General features: G+C 49.2%; 17 protein-coding genes. 3 read left to right on the top strand and 14 right to left on the bottom strand.

All coding sequences use genetic code 11. The features are described 5' to 3' along the window. Positions 1-16: 16 nt before the first annotated feature. The 6 genes from EDM55_RS24595 to EDM55_RS24570 form a co-directional block, all read right to left on the bottom strand. The gene (locus tag EDM55_RS24595; protein ID WP_122961683.1) at positions 17-1018 is read right to left on the bottom strand and encodes a dihydroxyacetone kinase subunit DhaK; all 1002 of its coding nucleotides are present in this window, start codon (positions 1016-1018) and stop codon (positions 17-19) included. 567 nt (positions 1019-1585) lie between these two features. Beyond that, complete coding sequence (locus tag EDM55_RS24590) at positions 1586-2089, bottom strand: GNAT family N-acetyltransferase (RefSeq protein WP_092267202.1); 504 nt, start codon at positions 2087-2089, stop codon at positions 1586-1588. Between the two features lie 232 nt (positions 2090-2321). Then, a complete protein-coding gene (locus EDM55_RS24585) occupies positions 2322-3725 on the bottom strand; it encodes a M20 family metallopeptidase (protein ID WP_092267204.1) in 1404 nt (467 codons plus the stop codon). A gap of 61 nt (positions 3726-3786) precedes the next feature. Then, entirely contained in the window at positions 3787-5046 is a 1260-nt protein-coding gene (locus EDM55_RS24580) for an amidohydrolase (RefSeq protein WP_122961610.1), read from the bottom strand. A 39-nt stretch (positions 5047-5085) separates the two neighbouring features. Next, entirely contained in the window at positions 5086-6603 is a 1518-nt protein-coding gene (locus tag EDM55_RS24575) for an AbgT family transporter (protein WP_170184331.1), read from the bottom strand. 401 nt (positions 6604-7004) lie between these two features. Next, positions 7005-8309, bottom strand: coding sequence for a hypothetical protein (locus EDM55_RS24570; protein ID WP_092267210.1), 1305 nt, complete (start codon positions 8307-8309; stop codon positions 7005-7007). A gap of 211 nt (positions 8310-8520) precedes the next feature. On the opposite strand from EDM55_RS24570, the gene EDM55_RS24565 reads away from it, so the two are divergent. Further along, on the top strand, positions 8521-10167 hold the full coding sequence (locus EDM55_RS24565; RefSeq protein ID WP_092267212.1) for a peptide ABC transporter substrate-binding protein: 1647 nt from the start codon (positions 8521-8523) through the stop codon (positions 10165-10167). Positions 10168-10562: 395 nt separating this feature from the next. On the opposite strand, the gene EDM55_RS24560 is transcribed toward EDM55_RS24565, so the two are convergent. The 3 genes from EDM55_RS24560 to EDM55_RS24550 form a co-directional block, all read right to left on the bottom strand. Beyond that, the gene (locus EDM55_RS24560) at positions 10563-11951 is read right to left on the bottom strand and encodes an L-cystine transporter (RefSeq protein ID WP_122961609.1); all 1389 of its coding nucleotides are present in this window, start codon (positions 11949-11951) and stop codon (positions 10563-10565) included. 268 nt (positions 11952-12219) lie between these two features. Next, complete coding sequence (locus EDM55_RS24555) at positions 12220-12468, bottom strand: hypothetical protein (RefSeq protein WP_092267216.1); 249 nt, start codon at positions 12466-12468, stop codon at positions 12220-12222. Positions 12469-12812: 344 nt separating this feature from the next. Further along, a complete protein-coding gene (locus EDM55_RS24550) occupies positions 12813-13610 on the bottom strand; it encodes a carbon-nitrogen hydrolase family protein (protein WP_092267217.1) in 798 nt (265 codons plus the stop codon). Between the two features lie 146 nt (positions 13611-13756). Here EDM55_RS24550 and EDM55_RS31505 point away from each other — a divergent pair, with 146 nt between their 5' ends. Further along, complete coding sequence (locus EDM55_RS31505) at positions 13757-14029, top strand: GntR family transcriptional regulator (protein ID WP_092267219.1); 273 nt, start codon at positions 13757-13759, stop codon at positions 14027-14029. Continuing rightward, a complete protein-coding gene (locus EDM55_RS24540; protein ID WP_246070834.1) occupies positions 13948-14172 on the top strand; it encodes an FCD domain-containing protein in 225 nt (74 codons plus the stop codon). Before EDM55_RS31505 ends, EDM55_RS24540 begins: the two co-directional genes overlap by 82 nt. 233 nt (positions 14173-14405) lie before the next feature. On the opposite strand, the gene speD is transcribed toward EDM55_RS24540, so the two are convergent. The 5 genes from speD to EDM55_RS24515 all read right to left on the bottom strand — a co-directional run bounded on the left by speD (position 14406) and on the right by EDM55_RS24515 (position 20474). Then, the gene (gene speD / locus EDM55_RS24535; RefSeq protein ID WP_342769224.1) at positions 14406-15206 is read right to left on the bottom strand and encodes an adenosylmethionine decarboxylase; all 801 of its coding nucleotides are present in this window, start codon (positions 15204-15206) and stop codon (positions 14406-14408) included. 228 nt (positions 15207-15434) lie between these two features. Further along, positions 15435-16646 (bottom strand): L-2-hydroxyglutarate dehydrogenase, encoded by a 1212-nt coding sequence (lhgD, locus tag EDM55_RS24530; protein WP_092267223.1) that lies wholly within the window; start codon positions 16644-16646, stop codon positions 15435-15437. 36 nt (positions 16647-16682) lie between these two features. Beyond that, the gene (locus tag EDM55_RS24525) at positions 16683-17996 is read right to left on the bottom strand and encodes a (Fe-S)-binding protein (RefSeq protein ID WP_246070835.1); all 1314 of its coding nucleotides are present in this window, start codon (positions 17994-17996) and stop codon (positions 16683-16685) included. 1 nt (position 17997) lies between these two features. Beyond that, positions 17998-19413 (bottom strand): FAD-binding oxidoreductase, encoded by a 1416-nt coding sequence (locus tag EDM55_RS24520; RefSeq protein ID WP_092267224.1) that lies wholly within the window; start codon positions 19411-19413, stop codon positions 17998-18000. Between the two features lie 347 nt (positions 19414-19760). Next, positions 19761-20474 carry a FadR/GntR family transcriptional regulator gene (locus EDM55_RS24515; RefSeq protein WP_092267226.1) on the bottom strand — a complete coding sequence of 238 codons (714 nt, stop codon included), beginning with the start codon at positions 20472-20474 and terminating at the stop codon, positions 19761-19763. Positions 20475-20691 lie beyond the last annotated feature (217 nt).

The following is a 20691-nucleotide window of genomic DNA, read 5'->3' as shown; positions in this document are numbered from 1 at the left end:
GTTCTCTCCTCTCGCTTTATTTCTGTACGTGGAACGGAGTCTGATAGGGAGCATCGAGCAACTCGCGCAGTTCATCATCCAGCTTCAAAAGAGAAACCGACAAACCTGCCATTTCCATCGAGGTGGCAAACTCTCCAATATAAGGCCGGTGTACGTGAATCTCCTTCTCTGCCAGCAGCTTGTGAACCGAGCGATAGACGATATACAGCTCTTCTAATGGCGTTGCTCCCAAGCCGTTGATCAGTACGGAGACCTCAGCGCCCGCTTCGATCGGCAAGTCCTGCAAAATGGTAGACACGAGGGATTTTGCTACCTCATCTGCGGTCTCAATCGTCCCGCGATGAATGCCAGGCTCCCCATGAATGCCCATCCCGATTTCCATCTCTCCCTCACCGATCGTAAACGTCGGATGCCCCACTGCCGGAAGGATGCACGGAGTCAGCGCCACTCCCATGGTACGAACGTTGGCATTTGCCTTTTCAGCGACTCGCTTCACTTCCTCGAGGGAAGCCATCTGCTCCGCCTTTGCTCCAGCCAGCTTGTAGAGGTAGAACATTCCCGCGACACCACGGCGTCCTGCCTCGTTTCCTTTCGGCATGGAGGCCACATCATCGGTAGCCATTACAGTCTCTACCCGAATGTCCTCCATTCCGGCAAGCTCTGCCGCCATATCAAAGTTCATGACATCGCCGCCGTAATTGCCGTATATGTACAGCACGCCAGCACCACCATTTATTGCACGGGTGACATCCAGCATTTGCCTTGCGCTAGGCGATGCAAATATATTTCCTACAGCGACACCGTCCAGCATTCCCGGCCCGACATAGCCCAGGAACAGCGGCAAATGCCCTGAGCCCCCGCCTGTCGCAATGGCGACCTTTCCATTGCTGGGGCCATTTGCTCGAACCAGTGCACGATTGTCACTGCGCACACTTTTCAACTGGTCTGAATGAGCGAGAAGCAACCCCTCCAGCATTTCATCCACGACTTGTTCCGGATCATTCAGGAATTTTTTCATCCGATTTACTGCTTGGCTCATACAATCCCCTCCATGCTTTTTACTGGTAGTTGAGAGTTTCTCCTCAACGAATGAAACGTTTCACTGATGAACATAAAAAATGTCCCCATCACATTAGACTATACAGAAAAAAACAGCAGGATTGATCACACTTTTTTTACTGATCACACTCATTTTCCGACTATTTTCATTTTTCTCTGCCATTTCTCTGGATTTATCTCAGCATGCAGTGAAACGTTTCAATATTCATCAAAAAAATATAGGTGAAACTCCTATTTATCTTGCCTTTACTACGATATTCTGCCGAGTTTTCCGAATGAAACGTTTCAATGACCTCAGTATAAATGGTGAGCGCTTTCAATTCAATCTTTAAATTTCTAATTTTCTCATTTTTCTTTTCCTTCCCAAATGAAAAAACGACTCTTGCTTATACGAAGAGTCGCTTCCTATGCCCTACTGTTCTTCCTCTATTGGGGGTTCCAGATATACCCAGGACGCATGCAAAGAGTCTTCTACCATACGCGCCACCATTTCCAGGGAGACAACGGACGTTTTTCTTCTTCCTTTTTACAATAATGGGTTCGCAGCCACTCCCGCCTCTTTATCCGCAAGCTTTGGCATGGCTAGCAACGGCAGCTCCATAATATTGCGCTGCTTGCCGGTCCCATAGTAATCCTCTTCCTTTTTCGCGAGTGCAAAGCCGAATGCTTCTAAGGCACGGATGGATTTGACATTCGTTTCGCTGACGGTGACGAGAACACGCTGAAGGGTAGGGTGTTGGCGCAGAGCCTGCAAACGCGCTTCCACCAGCTTCTTGCCGATGCCTCTTCCCTGATACTCCTGGTGCACATTGCTGAATAGGAGCCAGCCCGTCGTCTGGTACATATCGATTCCAGCACAGCCAAAGCCGATTAAGCGCCCTTCGTGTGTTGCCTTGAAAATGAGCTCAGGAAACAGTTCGATGTACTTCTTCAATTCATGCAGGTTCATTCGATCCGGCAGCGTCAAATCCGCCAGCTGGATCATCTCGGAGAAATCCTCCCGCTCTGCCTGTTCGATCCGTACGTCCATCCTCCCACGCCACCTCTCCCTGCGACTATACCCTCACTCTAGCAGAGCCATGTTAAGTACGAATGGATGGCGTGTGGAAGATGTGTAAAATTGATCATGGGTCAGGCTGGAGCGCAGAGCAGTAACCTGCTTCTCCCTAGCTCTGCTATGTTGAGACAGAAAAAGCCGACGATTCCATTCATTCGGAACCGCCGGCTTGGGAAGAGCTTGCTGTTTTGTTGACTAGAAGCGCTTATTTCTTGACAGATGGCATGACGCCTTCTGGAATCGGATTCACATAGGCGGAATTGCCCAGGCGATCTTTCAGCTCCACTTTGGCTTTTTCAATCAGCTCAGGGTTGTTCAGCATGTCAATCGCTGTGGACGCCATGACTTTCCCTGCATGCAGCATCCCTTTATGCGCGATGGATGTCGCACCCAGCGTGACCCACTGCCAGGAGTGAAGCGAGGAGCCATTGATATAGCAAGCTGTCGTGCATTGGGCGGTTGGCGTGATCCAGCTCACGTCCCCTACGTCTGTAGAGCCGTTCAATGGACGTTTGGTTCCATCGTACTCATTCAGCCAGGTCACCATATCCACGTCAGGGCCTCCTGGTGTTTGCACTTCAGAAGTACGGTGCTCTTGTTCGCTCAGAGTAGCACGCACCGCTTTTGCCAGCTCCAGCTCCTGCTCATCGTGAACCGGAACACCGAGCTCTTGGAAGTTGCGGTACATGACCTGTTCCACGGTCTTGTTTTGAATCAGGTTGGAGCAGGCCTTGTCGAACACGATTTCCACTTCGGTTTCGGTCATGAGGGCTGCACCCTGAGCGATTTTGCATACCCGCTCGTAGATCTCCTGTACTTGATCGACGATTGGTGCGCGCACCAGGTAGAGCACTTCCGCATTCGGCTGCACAACGTTTGGAGAAAGTCCGCCCGAATTCGTGATCGCATAGTGCACGCGTGCTTCCGGAATAATATGCTCGCGCAGGTAGTTCACACCGACGTTCATCAGTTCGACCGCATCCAAAGCGCTGCGTCCGAGATGTGGGCTTGCTGCCGCATGGGAGCTTTTCCCTTTGAACTTGAAGTAGACCTGATAGTTCGCCAAGGAGTCCATCGCCATGATGCTGTTGTAGCCCATCGGATGCCAGCAAAGGGCAAAGTCTACATCGTCAAACAATCCGGCACGCGCCATGAAAGTCTTGCCCGAGCCGCCCTCTTCACCTGGGCAGCCATAGTAGCGGACAGTACCTTTGATGTTGTTTTCTTCCATGTATTGCTTGACCGCTACGGCAGCTGCCAGGGAAGCTGTACCGAGGAGGTTGTGCCCGCAGCCGTGTCCGTTTGCTCCTGGCACCTCGGCTTCCTGCTTGGCAATCCCTTTCTTTTGGCTCATGCCGGAGAGGGCATCGAATTCTCCCAAAATCGCCACAACCGGGCTGCCGCTTCCGAAGCTTCCGATAAAAGCCGTCTTGATCCCGCCGACGCCTCTCTCTACGGTAAACCCTTCGCTCTCCAGGGTGCTCGCGAGCAGCTCAGCCGATTGGTACTCTTCAAAGCGCGTCTCCGCAAATTCCCAAATGCGGTCCGCTACTTTGATAAACGACTCTCTTTTGCTTTCGATCATGTCTGCAATCCGTTGTGTATGCATGTAGAAACATCCTCTCTATTTGCTGTAAGGTTTGGCGAGTGTGTCTAATAGAAGGGTTTCTTTACGTAAGAAGCCGTTTCGCAATACGAGTGAGCAGCTCGACAGCGCGCGGAAGAATCTCTTCCTGGATATCGAACTTCGGATGATGGTGAGGAGCAGGAATATCTGTCCCAATCGACATGTAGGTTCCTTTGCCTCCGCGATCTTGAACTCGCTTGATCAGGAAGCTTGCATCCTCACTGCCCATCGCGTTGTACTCGCCTTTTTTAAAGGAGTGGAACCCTTCGACTTGTCTAGCCTCTTCCAGTGCCAGATCCGCCATTTCATCATCGTAGTTGATCGGAATGGCTCCCCCGATGACTTCAATTTCATGGTCCAGCTCATGCATCGCCGCAGCACTTGCGATGATGTTGCGTACGCGTTTTTCCACCTCTGCGTTGACTTCCTCTGACTCGGAGCGAGTCTCGACGATCATCTTCGCGTAGGCTGGAATAATATTTGCCGCGGTTCCGCCTTCCAGCACACCCACATTGACTCGTGTGGCAGCTGAGCTAAAACGTGTGATCGCATGAATGTTAAGCAAAGCAGTGGCTGCTCCCAACAGGGCATTTTTCCCGTGCTCAGGAGATGCTCCGGCATGGGAGGATACGCCATGGAAGTGTGCCAGCATTTTGGTCGTTGCCAATAGGCCGTGTGAGCCGCCATGCACTTCACCCAGTGGCACATTTACGCCCAGATGGTGACAGAAGATAAAGTCTACGTCATCTACAATTCCTTTTTGTACGATCGAGTAGGCGCCACGCACGCCCTCCTCGGCCGGTTGGAAAATCAGTTTGACAGTACCGGAAAAGTTGCCATCTCCGAGCTTTTCCGCCAGTCCCAAGCCAATGGTGGTATGTCCATCATGGGCACAAGCGTGCATGTTTCCTTCGTATTGCGAGCGGAAGCCGTTTGCCTGCGGAAAATGATCCGCGTCTTTGCTCTCCAATACGGGCAAAGCATCCATATCGAAGCGGAAAGCGACCGTTGGGCCAACTGCTTTCCCTTTTTTCACACCGATCACAGCGGTGTAGCCGCCACGCATTTTTTCGGCAATAGCGGGGTTCGCACCGTCGCGCAGGGCACGCTCGTAAGCTTCCTCCAACACTGCCTGCGCGGGCAGGCCTCTGCGAGAAGGCCCGTCCAGCGCGTCTTGTCCATAAATCACTTCATAGCCGAGGGAAGTCAAAATTTCCACGACTTTTGTAGCAGTGCGAAATTCAGTAAAACCAACTTCCGGGTGCATGTGAAAATCTCTTCGCAGTGAAACCAGATCTAACATCTTTTATACCTCCTGTTATCTCCGGGGCAAATCTCAAGCTTAGAGATGAGGATATACCCCAGGTCCGATAGGCAAGCCTACGAAATACCATACGATCAGCATCAAAGTCCAAAGGATGAAGATCGCGATCGGGTAAGGCAAAATCAAGGAATAATAGGTACCCAGCTTGGCGTCTTTTTTGTATTCCTGCAAGAAGCCCAGGAACAGCGGGATAAACGGCGACACGATCGCGAACGGAATCACGGAAGAGTCGGCTACCCGGAATGCAATTTGCGCGAAAGCAGGGTGGAAGCCCAAAGCCATGAACATCGGAACGAACACCGGCGCAAGCAGTGACCAGATCGCAGAACCACTGGCGATAAACATGCAGAGGAACGCGGACAAAAACATCAGACCAATAAAGACAGGTGCACCGGTCATGTTCATTTTCTCCAGCACGTCTGTAATAGACAATGCCAGGAAGCTACCCATGTTGCTCCAGTTGAACATCGCCACGAATTGCGACAGCGGGAACACCATGACGATGAAGCCAGCCATGCCCTTGATTGGATCTGTCAGCAATGCAGGAATGTCATTTTGCTTTTTGATCATGCCTACCCGGATACCATAGGTGATCGCTACGGTGAAGAAAAACAACAGAATGACAGGCACGATCCCCGAGATAAACGGAGAAGGAACGACAGTACCCAGCTTAGGATCGCGGAGCAGACCGTTTGCAGGTACAACCAACGCTGCCATGATTGCGATGAAAACCAGTGCTGCGATACCAGCTGCACGCAGGCCTTTCTTTTGCAAATCGGACAAGTCTTGAAGTCCTTTACCTTTTTCACCTTTGTAGACACCCAGCTTTGGTTCCACAAACTTGTCTGTGATAAAACCGATAGCCGCGGACAGCAAAATGACAGAAGCGGACATGAAGAACCAGTTGTCCAAAACGCTGACGGTTACATTCGGATCAACGGACTTGGAAATCTCTGAGCTGATACCGGAGAGCAACACGTCGGTGGTCACAATCAGGATGTTCGCGGAAAAACCGGAACCAACCCCTGCGATCGCAGCGAGCAAACCGGCTACCGGGTGACGGCCAACAGCCAGGAAGATCAAAGCTCCCAGTGGCGGCATAATAACGAATGCTGCATCAGAGGAAACGTGGCTGAAAAACGCGATGAACGCTACCAGATAACTCGCATACCGGGCACTCACTCGCAAAGACATTTTGCGGATAACCGCTTCCAAAAGACCAACCTTCTCAGCAAGCCCGACCCCGAGCATCAGAGTCAAAATCGATCCAAGCGGCAAGAATCCAGAGAAGTTTTTAATGATATTGGGAAGCAGCCATTGAAGTCCCTCTTGGCTCAGCAGGTTTTTGACTGCAACTTCCTCATTTTTAATCGGATCAATCGCCGTTACATGAAAAAACGACAATAGCGCGGTGATCACCATCAAAATAGCAATCAAGTAAAGGAAGAGCATAAATGGATTCGGCAGCTTGTTCCCTACACGTTCTACCCATTTGATTAGTCCGACTCCACCTGACTGTTGCTCATGTTGGTTCATGTTTACTGGTTGCGCACTCATAGAGCAATCCCCCTTGGGCTGTGTTTCTTGAATCTATTCTCTTTTTGTAAGTGACACTGAGTGATTGATCAGTCTTGAAACCGCCAAATTGAAAGCCCTTTCAATTTAGACTCAGCTTTTGGTAAGCAGGTACTCCTTTCACATGATGTCGACGATTTCGCATTATGCGAATATAAAAAGACAATTTCGCTTAATTGGATTATATAGCTTGATTTAATATTTTTCAATACAATTGTTTGACTTCTTGCAAAATACAAAAGCTTTCACTTACATTTTGATTTAAGAAAAAAGCCTTAACCGGTGGCTAGAAACCGCATGAGCTCGCAGGACTCCTGTTGATATAAACACCAAAAAAACACCCGATAGAATCGAGTGTTTCCTCACTTTTTCAGCCTATACATTTTCTTCGGCCTACCCCGCATCGCTTGCTGCTCTTCTCCTTTTAGCTCAGCCAGATCATACTCGCACAAGCTCCCCATGATTCGCTGGGCGTTGCGCATCGTCATCGACAAATACGTAGCGATATCTGTAGTCGTAAAGGTCGTCCAGCCCATCCTCTGCACCAGTGCTTCAATCTTGTGATAGGTTTTCACACTGACATTGGCTTTGTTCAGCTTTTCCAGGAGGTCCTTGTCATTGGAACGATAGGAGTAGCTCAACTGGTCGGACTCGCCGACCGACTCCACAATGACGCCATCATCCTGAACGATGACGATCCCGAACTCCGGTCGTTCTTTCGCGTGCTGAATCGCTTTTCGCGCATTGTTTTCCGCTGAAAAGGCCGTCTCCCCAAAGCCTACCCCGACAGCAACCGGGACATCTGCTTCCAGCGACAGCTGTTGCACGGTATTACGGAGGATGTCGATTTCCCGTTGGATCGCACCGCGCGTACTAAAAATCTGATAACGACCATTTCCGTTCGCCAAAAGCGACCCGTCCAGCTTCTCACACAAAAGCAGCAGAATCTGCCTGATCTTCAGCTCCAAATGCTGGAGGTGAAATCTCGTCTTGGCTCGCTCTGCGATCTTGTCCATCTGCTCCAGCTCGATGATTTCTACGCCGATCTGCGTATCTTTAAAATACGAGCTTTTCGCCTTTTCGATCACGATTTTCATCGCTTGGCGGATCTCCATTTTGGTCATCAGCACACGATAGACAGGGATGCCTTCCTTTTGCAGCGCACGTTCTACGGAAAAAAGCGTCGTAAAGGCGCCCTGGGTTTTCCCTGCCCGCCAAAGGTCGAGGTGAAACTGCGTGATCTTTTGCGCATCGTAATTTTCGTCATAGGTCATCAAATGCTTGTCCTCGTCAGGAATATCCAGCTCACCTAGCGACTCCTGCAAGTAAATGCCTTCCGACTCAATCATGTCGACGGATACCCGCTTCACGATCTCATTGCGATCCACCGACATTTGGATAAAGCAACGGTACAGATTGGACCCTGTCGGCGGGCAATACACGATGTTGGCTTCCGGGCTCAACACATTTTTGGCAATGGTATACGGGATCGGCCCTGAGAAAAACCAGCCGTTGAACTCGCGGCTATGTTCAGATACGATACTGCTCACCGATTTGGCATCCTCATACACGAATGGGACAAATTCGATGCCGTGCTCAAACTCATTCGCAACTGCCAAAATCCGCTCCACAGATGGAGGCGGCCCCACCACACCGATTCTATACATATGGGCGATTACTCCTGATTCATCTGGATTTTCTTTGTTCTTACTACTATATCAAATTTTACACATCCTACGTAGTACTCTCCCAAAATTCGACGGCAATCGACTGAATTAACAGACTTTTTTCAATCAAATTTTTTTTGGAATTGCCTTTAGCGCGATAAAACAATACTCTAGTTTATATCTGTTTATTTTCTTTTCAAGGGGGATCACTATGAAAAAGGGTATTGCACTGGCAACATGCCTGTCCTTGCTGTTAGGCGGGGTACTCGCAGGCTGTTCCAACTCGTCGCAATCATCTTCGCCAGCATCATCCACGTCCGCACCAGCAGCACAGACCGAGGAAAAAAAGACAGAACCGATGGTGTTGCACTGGAGCATTAACAGCGAGCCGCCTTCCATGGACCCTGGCATCGCAGTGGACGCGGATTCGTTTGACATGATCTACGCAGCGTTCGAAGGGTTGACCAACTACGATCTGAACGGTCAGCTGACCAACGCAACCGCAGAGAGCTTTACCAACAATGATACCTTCACCCAGTTTACCTTTAAAATTCGCAAGGACGCGAAATGGAACAACGGCGATCCCGTGACGGCAAACGACTTCGTTTATGCGATTAAACGAAATCTCGACCCGAAAACGGCCTCCGAGTACGCCTATCAGCTGTACTACATCAAAGGCGGCGAGGAGTTCAACACCGGAAAAGGCAAAGCAGAGGATATCGGTGTGAAAGCTTTGGATGATTACACCGTCCAGTTCGATCTGAAAGCACCTACGCCTTTCTTCCGTGAGCTGACCTTCTTCCCGACCTTGTTTCCGCTGCACCAAAAGACAGTCGAGGGCAATCCAAATTGGGCGGCCGAAGCCAAGACGATCGTCTCCAACGGTCCTTTCAATATGGAGTCCTGGGAGCACAAGAGCAAAATTGTCTTCACCAAGAGTCCTACCTACTGGGATAAAGACAACGTGAAGCTCGATCGTCTCGAGATTGTCATGATTGACGATAACAACACCGCCTTCTCCATGTTTGAAAACGGCGAAGTCGACTGGGGCGGCTACCCTGCCTCTACGCTTCCGGCTGATGCCATCCAATCGATCAAAGATCAAGGCAAGCTGATGGTCGCAGACAATCCCGGTACACAATCGGTCGTCTTTAACACCACGAAGCCGCCTTTCAACAACAAAAAGATCAGACAAGCTTTCTCCTATGCCATCAACCGTCAGGAAATCATCGACAATATCCTGCAAACAGGCGTGCCGGCAGCTTATGGCTGGGTACCTACCTCCATGGGCCTGAAGCCGGATGGATACTTTAAAGAAGATGCCGAAGGGGCGAAACAGCTTCTCGCAGAGGGTATGAAAGAGCTGGGACTGACTACGTTCCCAGAAGTGACGTATACGTTTGACACCACAGACGTGAACAAAAAAGTCGCCGAAGCGCTGCAAGACCAATGGAAAAAAGTGCTCGGCGTCCAAGTGAAGCTCTACACAGCTGAGCTGAAAGTGTACCGTGACATGCGTTCCCAAGCCAACTTTGACATGATCCGCTTCCAATGGGGTGCCGACTTTAACGACCCGATCAACTTCCTGGAAATGTTCCGTGACAAAACAGGCGGAAACAACCATCCAGACTGGGAAAATCCGAAGTTTAAAGAGCTGATCGACAAGAGCTACCAGGAGTCTGACCTGGAAAAACGCAAACAAATCCTGCTCGAAGCAGAAACGATCCTCATGGATGAAATGCCGCTTGCTCCTATCAACTTCCGCGGCAGCCCTTACGTGAAAAACGACAAGGTCAAAGACTTCATCATCTACCCACTGGGTGGCGCTTACTTCAAATTCACTTCCGTTGTCCAATAAGTAGACAGAATGCAACAAGCTGCACGGTCTCCATAGACAGTGCAGCTTGTTTTTTCTTATTCATGCGTTCCCTTCAACGCCACGATCGCACAGATTACCGTTAAGACCTGCGTGCCAATCAGCAGAGAGAAGCCGGCTGAAAAGCTTTCTGCCCCATTCCCTGCAATCATCGCCCCCAGAACTGGTTGGCGACGATCAAGCCAATCGCGGAGGTGTTTTATATAAAAAACACTAGTTTTTCATATAAAAATATTAGCGCTTATCTAGGTAACAGTAAATCTCGATCGTTCATATTCATGCCACAAATTTCTAACTATTTGAATGCAAGGAACAAGTACAAAATAAAAATAGCTGCACAGCTCAGGAAGCGAGCCGTGCAGCTATTCTATAAGGCTTTACGCAGTAATCGAGGTTTCTTTTACCTCGTTATAGATGGTTGTATCGAGGTCCTTCGTCGCTCTGCTAGTAAGCAAGCCAGCCGTCATGCTGCCGCTCACGTTGAGAGCTGTACGTCCCATGTCGATCAACGGTTCTACGGAGATCAGCAAACCTACGATTGCGATCGGCAGATTCATCGAGGACAGAACCAGCAGGGCAGCAAAGGTAGCCCCTCCCCCTACACCAGCTACACCAAAGGAGCTGAGAGCTACAACCGCAACCAGCATCAGGATAAACGATGGGGTCAACGGGTCAATCCCGGCAAGCGGTGCAACCATGACAGCCAGCATCGCTGGATACGTACCTGCGCAGCCATTTTGCCCGATCGACAGTCCAAACGATCCTGCGAAGTTGGCGATTCCTTCTGGAACACCGAGGTCTTGTGTTTGGGTTTTGACATTCAGTGGCAAAGCACCTGCACTAGTCCGGGAAGTAAAGGCAAACGTGAGTACCGGGAACGCCTTTTTCACATAGGTAACCGGGTTCAAGCCTGCAAATGTCAACAACAGCAGGTGGACGATAAACATAACGATCAAAGCCACATAGGATGCAACCACGAATTTTCCAAGCTGCCAGATCGCATTGTAGTCACTGGTAGCCGTTACTTTTGTCATGATCGCGAGCACGCCGTACGGAGTTAAACGAAGAATCAGAGTCACAACCCTCATGACAATCGCATGGAGAGTATCGACAATTTTGGAGAACAGCTCTGCGTGTTCCGGATTTTTACGCTTGATACCCAAAAACGCTGCACCGATGAAAGCCGCAAAGATCACGACTGCTATAGTCGAGGTTGGACGCTCACCTGTAAAGTCTTGGAATGGGTTGGCTGGCAAAAGGGAAACGACTTTTTGCGGAAGCGACGTGTTTTGTACATCTCCCAGCTTTTGTTCTACCTGTTCGATTCTTGTCTTTTCCGCATCGCCCTGCTGAAGCTTTGCGCCGTCCAAACCAAATGCCAGCGTAGAGGCGATCCCGATGGCAGCGGCAATCGCAGTGGTTCCTACCAGGATGCTCAAAATAAGCGAACTGATTTTTCCAATATTGTTCGATAGCTTTAATTTGGTAAATGCTGAAACGATGGAAATGAAGACCAGTGGCATCACGATCATTTGCAGCAGCTTCACATAGCCGTTACCGACGATGTTGTACCAATCGATACTGGTTTTTAACACATCTGACTTGGCTCCGTAAATGAATTGTAGAACCAGACCGAACACAATCCCGATTCCCAGACCCAGGAATACCCGTTTCGAGAACGAGACATGCTTCTTTTGCAAAGCATACAAGCCAAGAATGAATAATAGCAAAATAAAGATGTTGACGATAATCAAGAGCGTAGACATGCTTCCTTCCTCCATTTCCCTTACTTTCTTTTTCTCTAAAGTATAAGGTTCATTCTCTATTTATATTCGTACAAATCCGATTTGTAAAGTATGATTTTGAATACATACCTAGATACTTGGTTTTTTACGAATTGTCCGGCAATTCCCGCACGATAAAATCTTGGCTGCGCAAAGCTTTTTCGTGGTCTAATCCGTTCTCATTCCTTTCTTTACGCACAAAAAAACCAGGAATCGCAAACGAGGCGACTCCTGGATCCCACACTTCCTGCTACTTCAATTGCTTGCTGACGAGATTCCAGAGCCAGACCAGCACGATACCGCCAATCGCTCCGGCAATGACGTTAAATCCAGCCAGCATCCACAGCCAGTTCCCCAACAGGAGATCGCCCAGCCAAGTACCCAGCAAAGCGACGATCAGCGAGGCCAACCAGCCATTTCCACCTGCTTTTCCAGTCATAAGCGTGTTCATGCCCCACCAGACGATCAAGCTGACCAATACCCATACGAGCCAGAACATAAGACACACACCCTTTCAAAATGATGGTAACGCTTACATGAGGACCATAAAAATTATAGTTATCTGTTACCATCATATTGAAAACTTTCGGATATGTTCTTGGGTACATGCCTGATTTCACGCAAAAACCACCATCAGCACCTGACTGGCGCAAGCCGACATGACTAAAAGAGTCAACTGCTAGCGCGTTTTTTGCGATGGTCACATACTCTCTCTCGACATCCTCCAGTTTGTAGGCAACCCGAAAATCGGTCACCTGGTTGGTCTGCAGGTCAGGTTGCTTCGGATTCTTGCCAGAAAAAAAGGGGGCTAAAAGCTCACGCCCCCTTCCGCACGAAACGAGATTAATTGATATAAAACTCAGGACGACGGTTAGCCACGCTTGGCAATTTGCCGCGTACGCGCGATATCCGGTCCATGTCAAGCTCGGCGACGATGAGTGCTTCTTCCTCTCCGGCACTCGCCAGAACGACCCCCATCGGATCCACGATCAAGCTGCGTCCTGCAAAAATATTCCCCACCTGATCGGCAGCGCAGACGAACATCGTGTTCTCGATCGCGCGCGCGCGTACAAGTGTCTCCCAGTGGTCTTCCTTCATAGCGCCAGCTACCCAGCCCGCAGGTACGAACAGGATGTCCGCCCCTTGCAGAGCAAACTGTCTGGCAATCTCGGGGAATCGCACTTCGTAGCATACCATCAGCCCGATTTTGCCGAACTCCGTTTCAACCACCTGATACGGATTGTCTCCAGGCGCGATGGCGTCCGACTCCACGAACGAAAACGCATCGTACAGATGTGTCTTGCGGTACGTATGGATCAGCTCTCCGGAGCGGTTGAGGAACACCGTCGTATTGTAGGCACGGTCAGGATCTTTTGGAATCGATTCGTAGATTCCGCATACGACGTAAACACCCTGCTCACGTGCCGCATTTGCCAGCCCGGTCACGAACGGTCCGTCCAATGGTTCGGCTACCTGTGCTGGTGTCACACCCGTTTTCGGCGTGGCGGGTGCGAGATACATCTCCGGCAGGATCACAAAATCCGCCCCGGACGCTTTCGCCTTCGCGATGTACGCTGCCGCCTTTTGCAGGTTTTCTGTTTTATCCATCGTGGAAGTAAGCTGCGCGATTGCTACTTTCATCTCTTTTTTCCGCCTTTCACGTAGGTCTCATACTTACTGAATAGTATAACTGATTTTATCTTTTTGTAAGTAGCGGCTTCTAAAGCTAGCTCGACGTCTTCGCGTGCTCAATCGCCCCGCTCAGCGTAGATCGGTGGGATGTACCCATGAAAAAAACGTATTTGAAAGATGTGGCCTATCAAAAACTAAAAGAGAAAATTTTGACTGGTCATTATTCTGATAAGAATCATACGTCCGAGAATGAGCTCGTGGAAGAATTCGAAATGAGCCGCACTCCCATCAGGGAAGCTCTGCAGCGCCTGCCGGCCGAGGGTCTTGAAGATTTACTCCAACCAGGGTGTCTTCTTTCACAGCCCCTATGCAATTTCACCGCTCTCTCGTCGGCATCTCTGACAACGACATGTTTGTCCAGACCATGATTAATATACGGGAGCGCATGCTGCTCTCCCACGAAGAGCACATCGCCATTTTGAATGCCTTGCGAACAGGCAATGCGGAGAACGTGATCAAGCAGATGGATGTGCACTTTGAAAAAGGTCGAATCGAGTTGTTCACACCTTAACGGCATTCAGCTCCCCCTCTCCCTTTCTGCTGCTAGTGGCGGCAGGAAATATGTTCTTCTACATGTATTCGCTTTCATAATGTTGCACATACGAATAAGCACCTTCTGCTCGTCCTCACTTCGATTTTTCTCCTCTTTCCTCAGCCAACTTTTTTTCCTCTGCAAAGAGGTTTTTGAGTTTCCGCATAGGAAAAGGAGCCGGAATCCCTCCAGCTCCTTTTGGCTTGCTTTCGCTACCGGATAATATTTTTCCCGTAATAAATTTCGTCCATCTCGTTGTGCAGCCGCTCTGTGATTTCCCGCTGCTCCTCGGGCGACAGCTTGTCCTTGGTATAGCCGAACAGGTAATTATTTAAATCAAAGCGTTTCAGCTTGCATTTGGTGTGAAAAATATTTTCCTGGTAGACGTTCACATCGATCATGTCGTACAGCTCGATGACTTCATCCGGGATGTAATTTTGGATGGAGCTGATATCATGGTCTATGAACAGCTTGTTGCCATCGATATCACGAGTGAAGCCACGGACTCGGTAATCAATGGTCATCGTGTCGGTCTCGAATGAATGGATCAAGTAATTGAGGGCTTTTAGCGGAGAAATCTCTCCACAGGTCGACACGTCGATATCCGCGCGAAACGTACTGATTTCTTCATCGGGATGGTATTCCGGATACGTATGGACGGTGATATGGCTTTTATCCAGCTGCATGACTACCGAGTCGGGCAAAGGTCCCGGCGATTCTTCGTACGACTCGGTTGGGACCTCCACGACCGGCCCCTCCGAGACGAGAAAGGTGACACTTGCTCCCTGTGGGACATAATCCTGCTTGGCAATATTCAAGACGTGAGCACCAATGATATCCGAAACGGTCTTTAGAATATGGGTGAGACGGTCAGCATTGTACTGCTCGTCTATGTACTCGAGGTACGCTTCCCGCTCTTCTCTCGTTTTCGTATAACAAATGTCGTACATATTAAAGCTCAGAGACTTGGTCAAATTGTTGAAGCCGTGCAAGGTGACATGCTGCTCTGTCATCGGTTTCACGTTTTCATCTCCCTTCCGCTATGCACTCTTTGCTAATTTACCCAATTGCTTGCTTTCACCATCATGAAAAGGAAATTTTCTATGCAACAAGTCGCAAGTCCATTTTCTAGACCTAATAGGATCAAAAAAGCTGAAGAAAAACGAACATTTCCCCAGCTTCTTTACTCTATTTAAGGGCTTTTTCAGCAGCTCCCTAAGATGTTTTTTTGCATGTCCCTTTTATAAGACAGCTGCGAGCAAATGGGACTGCTCCGGGATGCGGCTGACGATTTCTTTACCGATCTCGATCGAAGCAGTAGCAGCCGGAGAAGGCGCATTGCACACATGGACCGTACGTTTTCCTAATATAATGTGAAAGTCATCCACCATATTGCCATCGCTCTTCAACGCCTGGGCCCGTACCCCTGCCGGTGCCGGGATCAGATCGTCTTCTCGAATCTCGGGAATCAGCTCTTGCAGACTGGCTGTGAAGCGCGCTTTACTGAAGGAACGATAATATTCTTCCATCCCTTCCTTCATAAATTTGCTGGCCAGCTTCCAGAAGCCTCCGTAGGTGAGTACCTCAGCAAGATCCGCCAGATTGATGTCCGTTTTCCGGTAGCCTTCCCGCTTGAAGCTGAGCACAGCGTTTGGTCCCGCGTCCACTTCTCCGCTGATCATGCGAGTAAAATGAACTCCGAGAAACGGAAATTTCGGATTCGGCACCGGATAAATCAGATGCTTTACGAGGTACCGCTTTTCTGGTTTGAGCTTGTAGTATTCCCCACGGAACGGTACGATTTTCATGTCTGTTTGATAGCCGGCGGCGGTCGCTACCCGGTCACTATGCAGTCCGGCACAGTTTATCGCCATCCGCGCCTTCACTGTGCCTCGGTTGGTCTCTATCGTTACCGCATCCGCTTCCTCCCGGATATTCTCCACTTTCGTCCCCAGACGAATTTCCCCGCCATGTCCGCGGATGATTTCAGCAAACTTCTCACTCACCTGTCTGTAATTCACGATTCCCGCCATGGGTACGCGGATAGCCCCCAAGCCTTTGACGTGCGGCTCGATTTCTTTTAGTTCCTCTGCAGTAATCTTTTGAATCGCCAGCTCATTTTGCAAGCCGCGAGTATATAAGTTATCGAGCAGCGGCAGCTCCTCGGGCTTCGTCGCCACAATCACCTTTCCGCATATATCATGATCGATTCCATGCACCTGACAAAATTCCGTCATGGATTTGCTGCCTTGTCTGGCAAATCGCGCTTTAAAGCTGCCTGGCTTGTAGTAAATGCCAGAGTGAATCACTCCGCTGTTATGACCAGTCTGGTGCTCTGCTACAGCCACTTCTTTTTCAATCACTACCACTTTCGCATTCGGATATTGTCGATACAGGGCCATTCCCGTAGAAAGACCGACAATTCCTCCCCCAACCACTGCAAAGTCGTACATGTATTCTCCCCCACATCTTTGGCGTATGTTTGATTGTCAGTTTTCGTCTGGTACCGAAATGCCAGCTGCCTCAGCAAGATACTCGATCAGGTGGAGAACGCGAACCGATTGGCTCAATCCTTCGCGTTCGACTCCGAGCTTCATTTGCAGCAAGCAGCCAGGGTTTGTCGTAATGATGATCGCTGCATCAGTTGCCTTTGCATGCTGCATTTTTTCATCCAAAATCTGCATCGAAGCATCGTAATGCACAATGTTGTAGATACCAGCGGAGCCACAGCACATCTCTGCCTGGTCCATCTCGACAAACTGTATGCCCGGTACACGCTTCAAGAGGTCGATTGGTTCCTTTGACACCTTTTGCACATTGGTCATATGGCAGGAGCGTTGGTAGGTGACTCTTTCCTCTCGCGGATTGAAAGGCGGTAAATCGCACAAGGCCAGGATCTGGCTAATGTCTTTGGATTTGGCGGAAAAAGCTTTTGCCCGCTCTGCCCACTCCTCCTCAGAAGCTAGCAAATGACCGTATTCGACCTTCATAGCTCCGCATCCACCCGCATTGTTCACGATATAATCCGCATTGACTTTCTCAAATGCTTCAATATTTCGCTTGGCAAGCTCCTTGGCTTCTTCCATTTCTCCGGAGTGGGCATGAAGCGCTCCGCAGCAGGTTTGATTTTGCACGACGATGACATCACAGCCTGCCTCTGACAGCAAACGAATCGATAACTGATTGATACGATGAAACATGGCATCCATGATGCAACCGGTAAAAAAGGCGATGGTGAATTGCTTCGCTCTCCTTGCCTTTACTTCCCCGGGCGCTCTCTTCCGCTCAGCTGGCGACACAGGCGGAGGTACGATCGACTCGAAAGCTCCCAGATGAAAAGGGAGCGCTTTCGTAATCCCGGACGTACGCAGTGCCTTTTTCAGTCCACTTTTCTCATACAGCCACATAGCGTCTCCCGTCAGATTCATCATCTTTCGACTTGGAAACACCTTTTTCAGCATCGACTTGCGAAGTATGCGAACAGGTACCGTAAATCGTTTCCGTCTTACGATAGCAGCCCGCGTCGCCTCCAGAATCGCACCGTATTCCACCCCAGTCGGACAAGCTGTTTCACATGCGCGGCACCCCAAGCAATAATCAAAAGGCTCTTCCAAAACGGACAAATTCGTAATCCTGCCTTCTCCTACCATTTTGACGAGGTTAATCCTGCCGCGAGGGGAATGTGTCTCTTTGCCGAAGGCCACGTATGTCGGACAAACAGGCAAACAGTAGCCACACTGGACACAATTGTTGGTTTTATCGTATAGAAGCTCTTCTCGCAATTGCTTTTGTGTCGAATCCACCCTAACTCAACTCCAATTTTTGTCCCGGAACTGGAAAAATCTTTCCAGGGTTCATGATCTCATTAGGGTCCCACGCATGCTTGATCCGCCTCATCATATCCAGGCCAGCTGCGCCAAGCTCCATCTCCATAAAAGGAGCCTTCATCGTGCCAATGCCGTGTTCACCGGAGAGAGTTCCTCCCAGCTCGATGGCTGCTTTGAATATCGCTGTAACAGCCTGCTCCACTCGCCGCATTTCTTCCTCATCCGTCTTGTCACAGATGATGTTCGGGTGAAGATTACCGTCCCCAGCATGCCCGAAAACAACGAGATGGATTTTGTACGTTTCGCGAATTTCTTGCAAACGCTCACACATTTGCGGAATTTTGCTTCGTGGTACCGTCGCATCCTCTGAAATCTTCGTTGGCTTGATTCTTACAATCGCGGGAGAAACGAGCTTTCGCGCTTTCCACAGTTCTGCTTCTTCTTTTTTATCCTTGGCGATTCGCACTTCTCTCGCCCCGACAGCTTGGCACAAGGCAGCTGCCTGTTCCGTTTCTGCCTTTAGGGCAAGGGGGTGCCCATCCATTTCAATCAAGATGAGAGCAGCAGCATCTGTCGGAAGACCCAGTGGTTCGTACTGCTCGACGGCGACGATCGACGCCTGGTCCATCAGCTCCATTTTGGAAGGCAAGATTCCTGACGATAGAATTTTGGAGATTGCACTTCCCGCATCAACAAGGGAATCAAAGATTGCCATCATCGTCGCGGTTTGCTGTGGCTTGGGGATTAGACGCAATATTGCTTTTGTAATGATGCCGAGCGTTCCCTCCGACCCTACGATCAGTTTGGTCAGGTCATAACCGGTCACATTCTTTACGGTTCGTCCGCCTGTTTGAATGATCTCTCCTTCGGGTGTGATGACTTCAAGCCCGATGACATAATCCTTTGTCACGCCATATTTCAAGCCCTTGGGACCACCTGAATTTTCCGCCAAGTTTCCTCCGATCGTCGAGACGTGGGAACTGCTTGGATCAGGCGGGTACATGAGTCCTCGCTGTTCTGCCGCTTTGTGAATCGCTGCCGTCAGCACACCGGGTGAGACGACGGCGACGAGATCCTCCTCGTATACTTCTAAGACATCATTCATGACGGATAAATCGAAGACCATTCCGCCTTTAACTGGAAGCGGTCCACCGCTTAAACTTGTCGATTGCCCTCGCGGATAGACAGGGATCTTTTCGCGGTTCGCGAGCTTCACAAGAGCAGCCAGCTCATCGACGCTTTTCGTCTGAACGACAGCATCCGGCAAATATGTTCCAAACGAACCGTCAAAAGAATAGCTGAAAAGGTCGCTCTCATCCGTCAGTACCCTGCCAGTGGCTACGATCGCTTGGATCTGGGTCAGATGTTCGGCAGTCAATACCTTTCTTCGCATATTTTCCCTTCTTTCTTTAACCGTTTTGGTTAAAAACAGTTTATTTGCATTACAACTATTAAAACAATAAGTTCGCCAAACGAGAATTCACCTTTATAAATTGCAATTTTACAAAACAATAATAATATTCACAGGTGTGTTTGGCAAGAAAAATCACGTTATTTGTATTACAAATTTCGTTCCGTTCTGGAAACTAAAAAAACGGCAGCACAGGAGGCGTGCTACCTAGCCATCCAGACTGCCGTTGCATCTCTTCAACTGTCAAACAGACCTCTGCATTTTTACTGATTCAAACACTAATTCACCGTCAACCTGATAACGATATACTTCTGGTCGCGGGCAGTTCCTCAATCCATTCCTTCATCATCGTTAAATAACAAGAACAGCTTCTTCTCAGCATTTTTTAAATGTATGGAGCATTGCACTTTGGCCAGCTCCGGCTCCTCCGCTTCGATCGCGAGCACAATATTTTGGTGCTCCTTGTAGACGATCTCTCGTTTCCGCTTCAGCCCGATATTTTGCTTGAGCGTAATCGCAAGTGTACTCATGTAAAGAGAAGACAAGCTTTCCATCGTTTGAATCATCACTGGATTGTGCGTCGCCTGGATCAAGGCGCGGTGAAACGCAAAGTCCGATTCAACGCCAGTCTTGTCCTCAGTAGAGAGATCGTCCTCTAAGAGCTTTAATACTTTGTGCATTTCCGCCAAATCCTCGGGTGAACGTCGCAATGCTGCTAGATAGGCAGCCTGAGGTTCTAAAATTTGTCTCATCTCAAATAGATACCGGATATGCTCCGCATTTCCACCGTGCATGTTGAGATGCTGAATCAAAGAGAAAGGTTGGATATCTTCTACATAACTCCCCCCACCTTGCTGCGAAGTAATGATTCCCATCGCTTTCAACACACTGAGTGCTTCGCGGATTGGCACTCTGCTAACCCCGAACCTGGCACTTAACTCCATTTCTGTCGGCAGCTTAGAGCCTGGGGGAAACTTACCTTCCTCAATCATCGTCAGTAGCTCACGCGAAATTTTTTGCGATATTTTTTCTTTTTTATCCATATGTATCCTCCGCGTTTTTTTTCTATGCGGTTCATGCGATGCTTCCGTGAGAACAGGTTTTAAAAAAATCACGGAGCTCACTCATTACAATAAATTTGTATTATAACTATCGAGAAATCATCAATTAAAAGTAGACAAATTCCTCGACCTTTTGTATTCTATATGAGTAATTGTACAAGTTTTTTCTATTTCACACAATAGAACGCTGTATTTGTAA

This window comes from Brevibacillus centrosporus, from assembly GCF_003710815.1.
Taxonomy (GTDB): domain Bacteria; phylum Bacillota; class Bacilli; order Brevibacillales; family Brevibacillaceae; genus Brevibacillus; species Brevibacillus centrosporus.
This window is presented reverse-complemented; position numbering and strand designations above follow the sequence as displayed.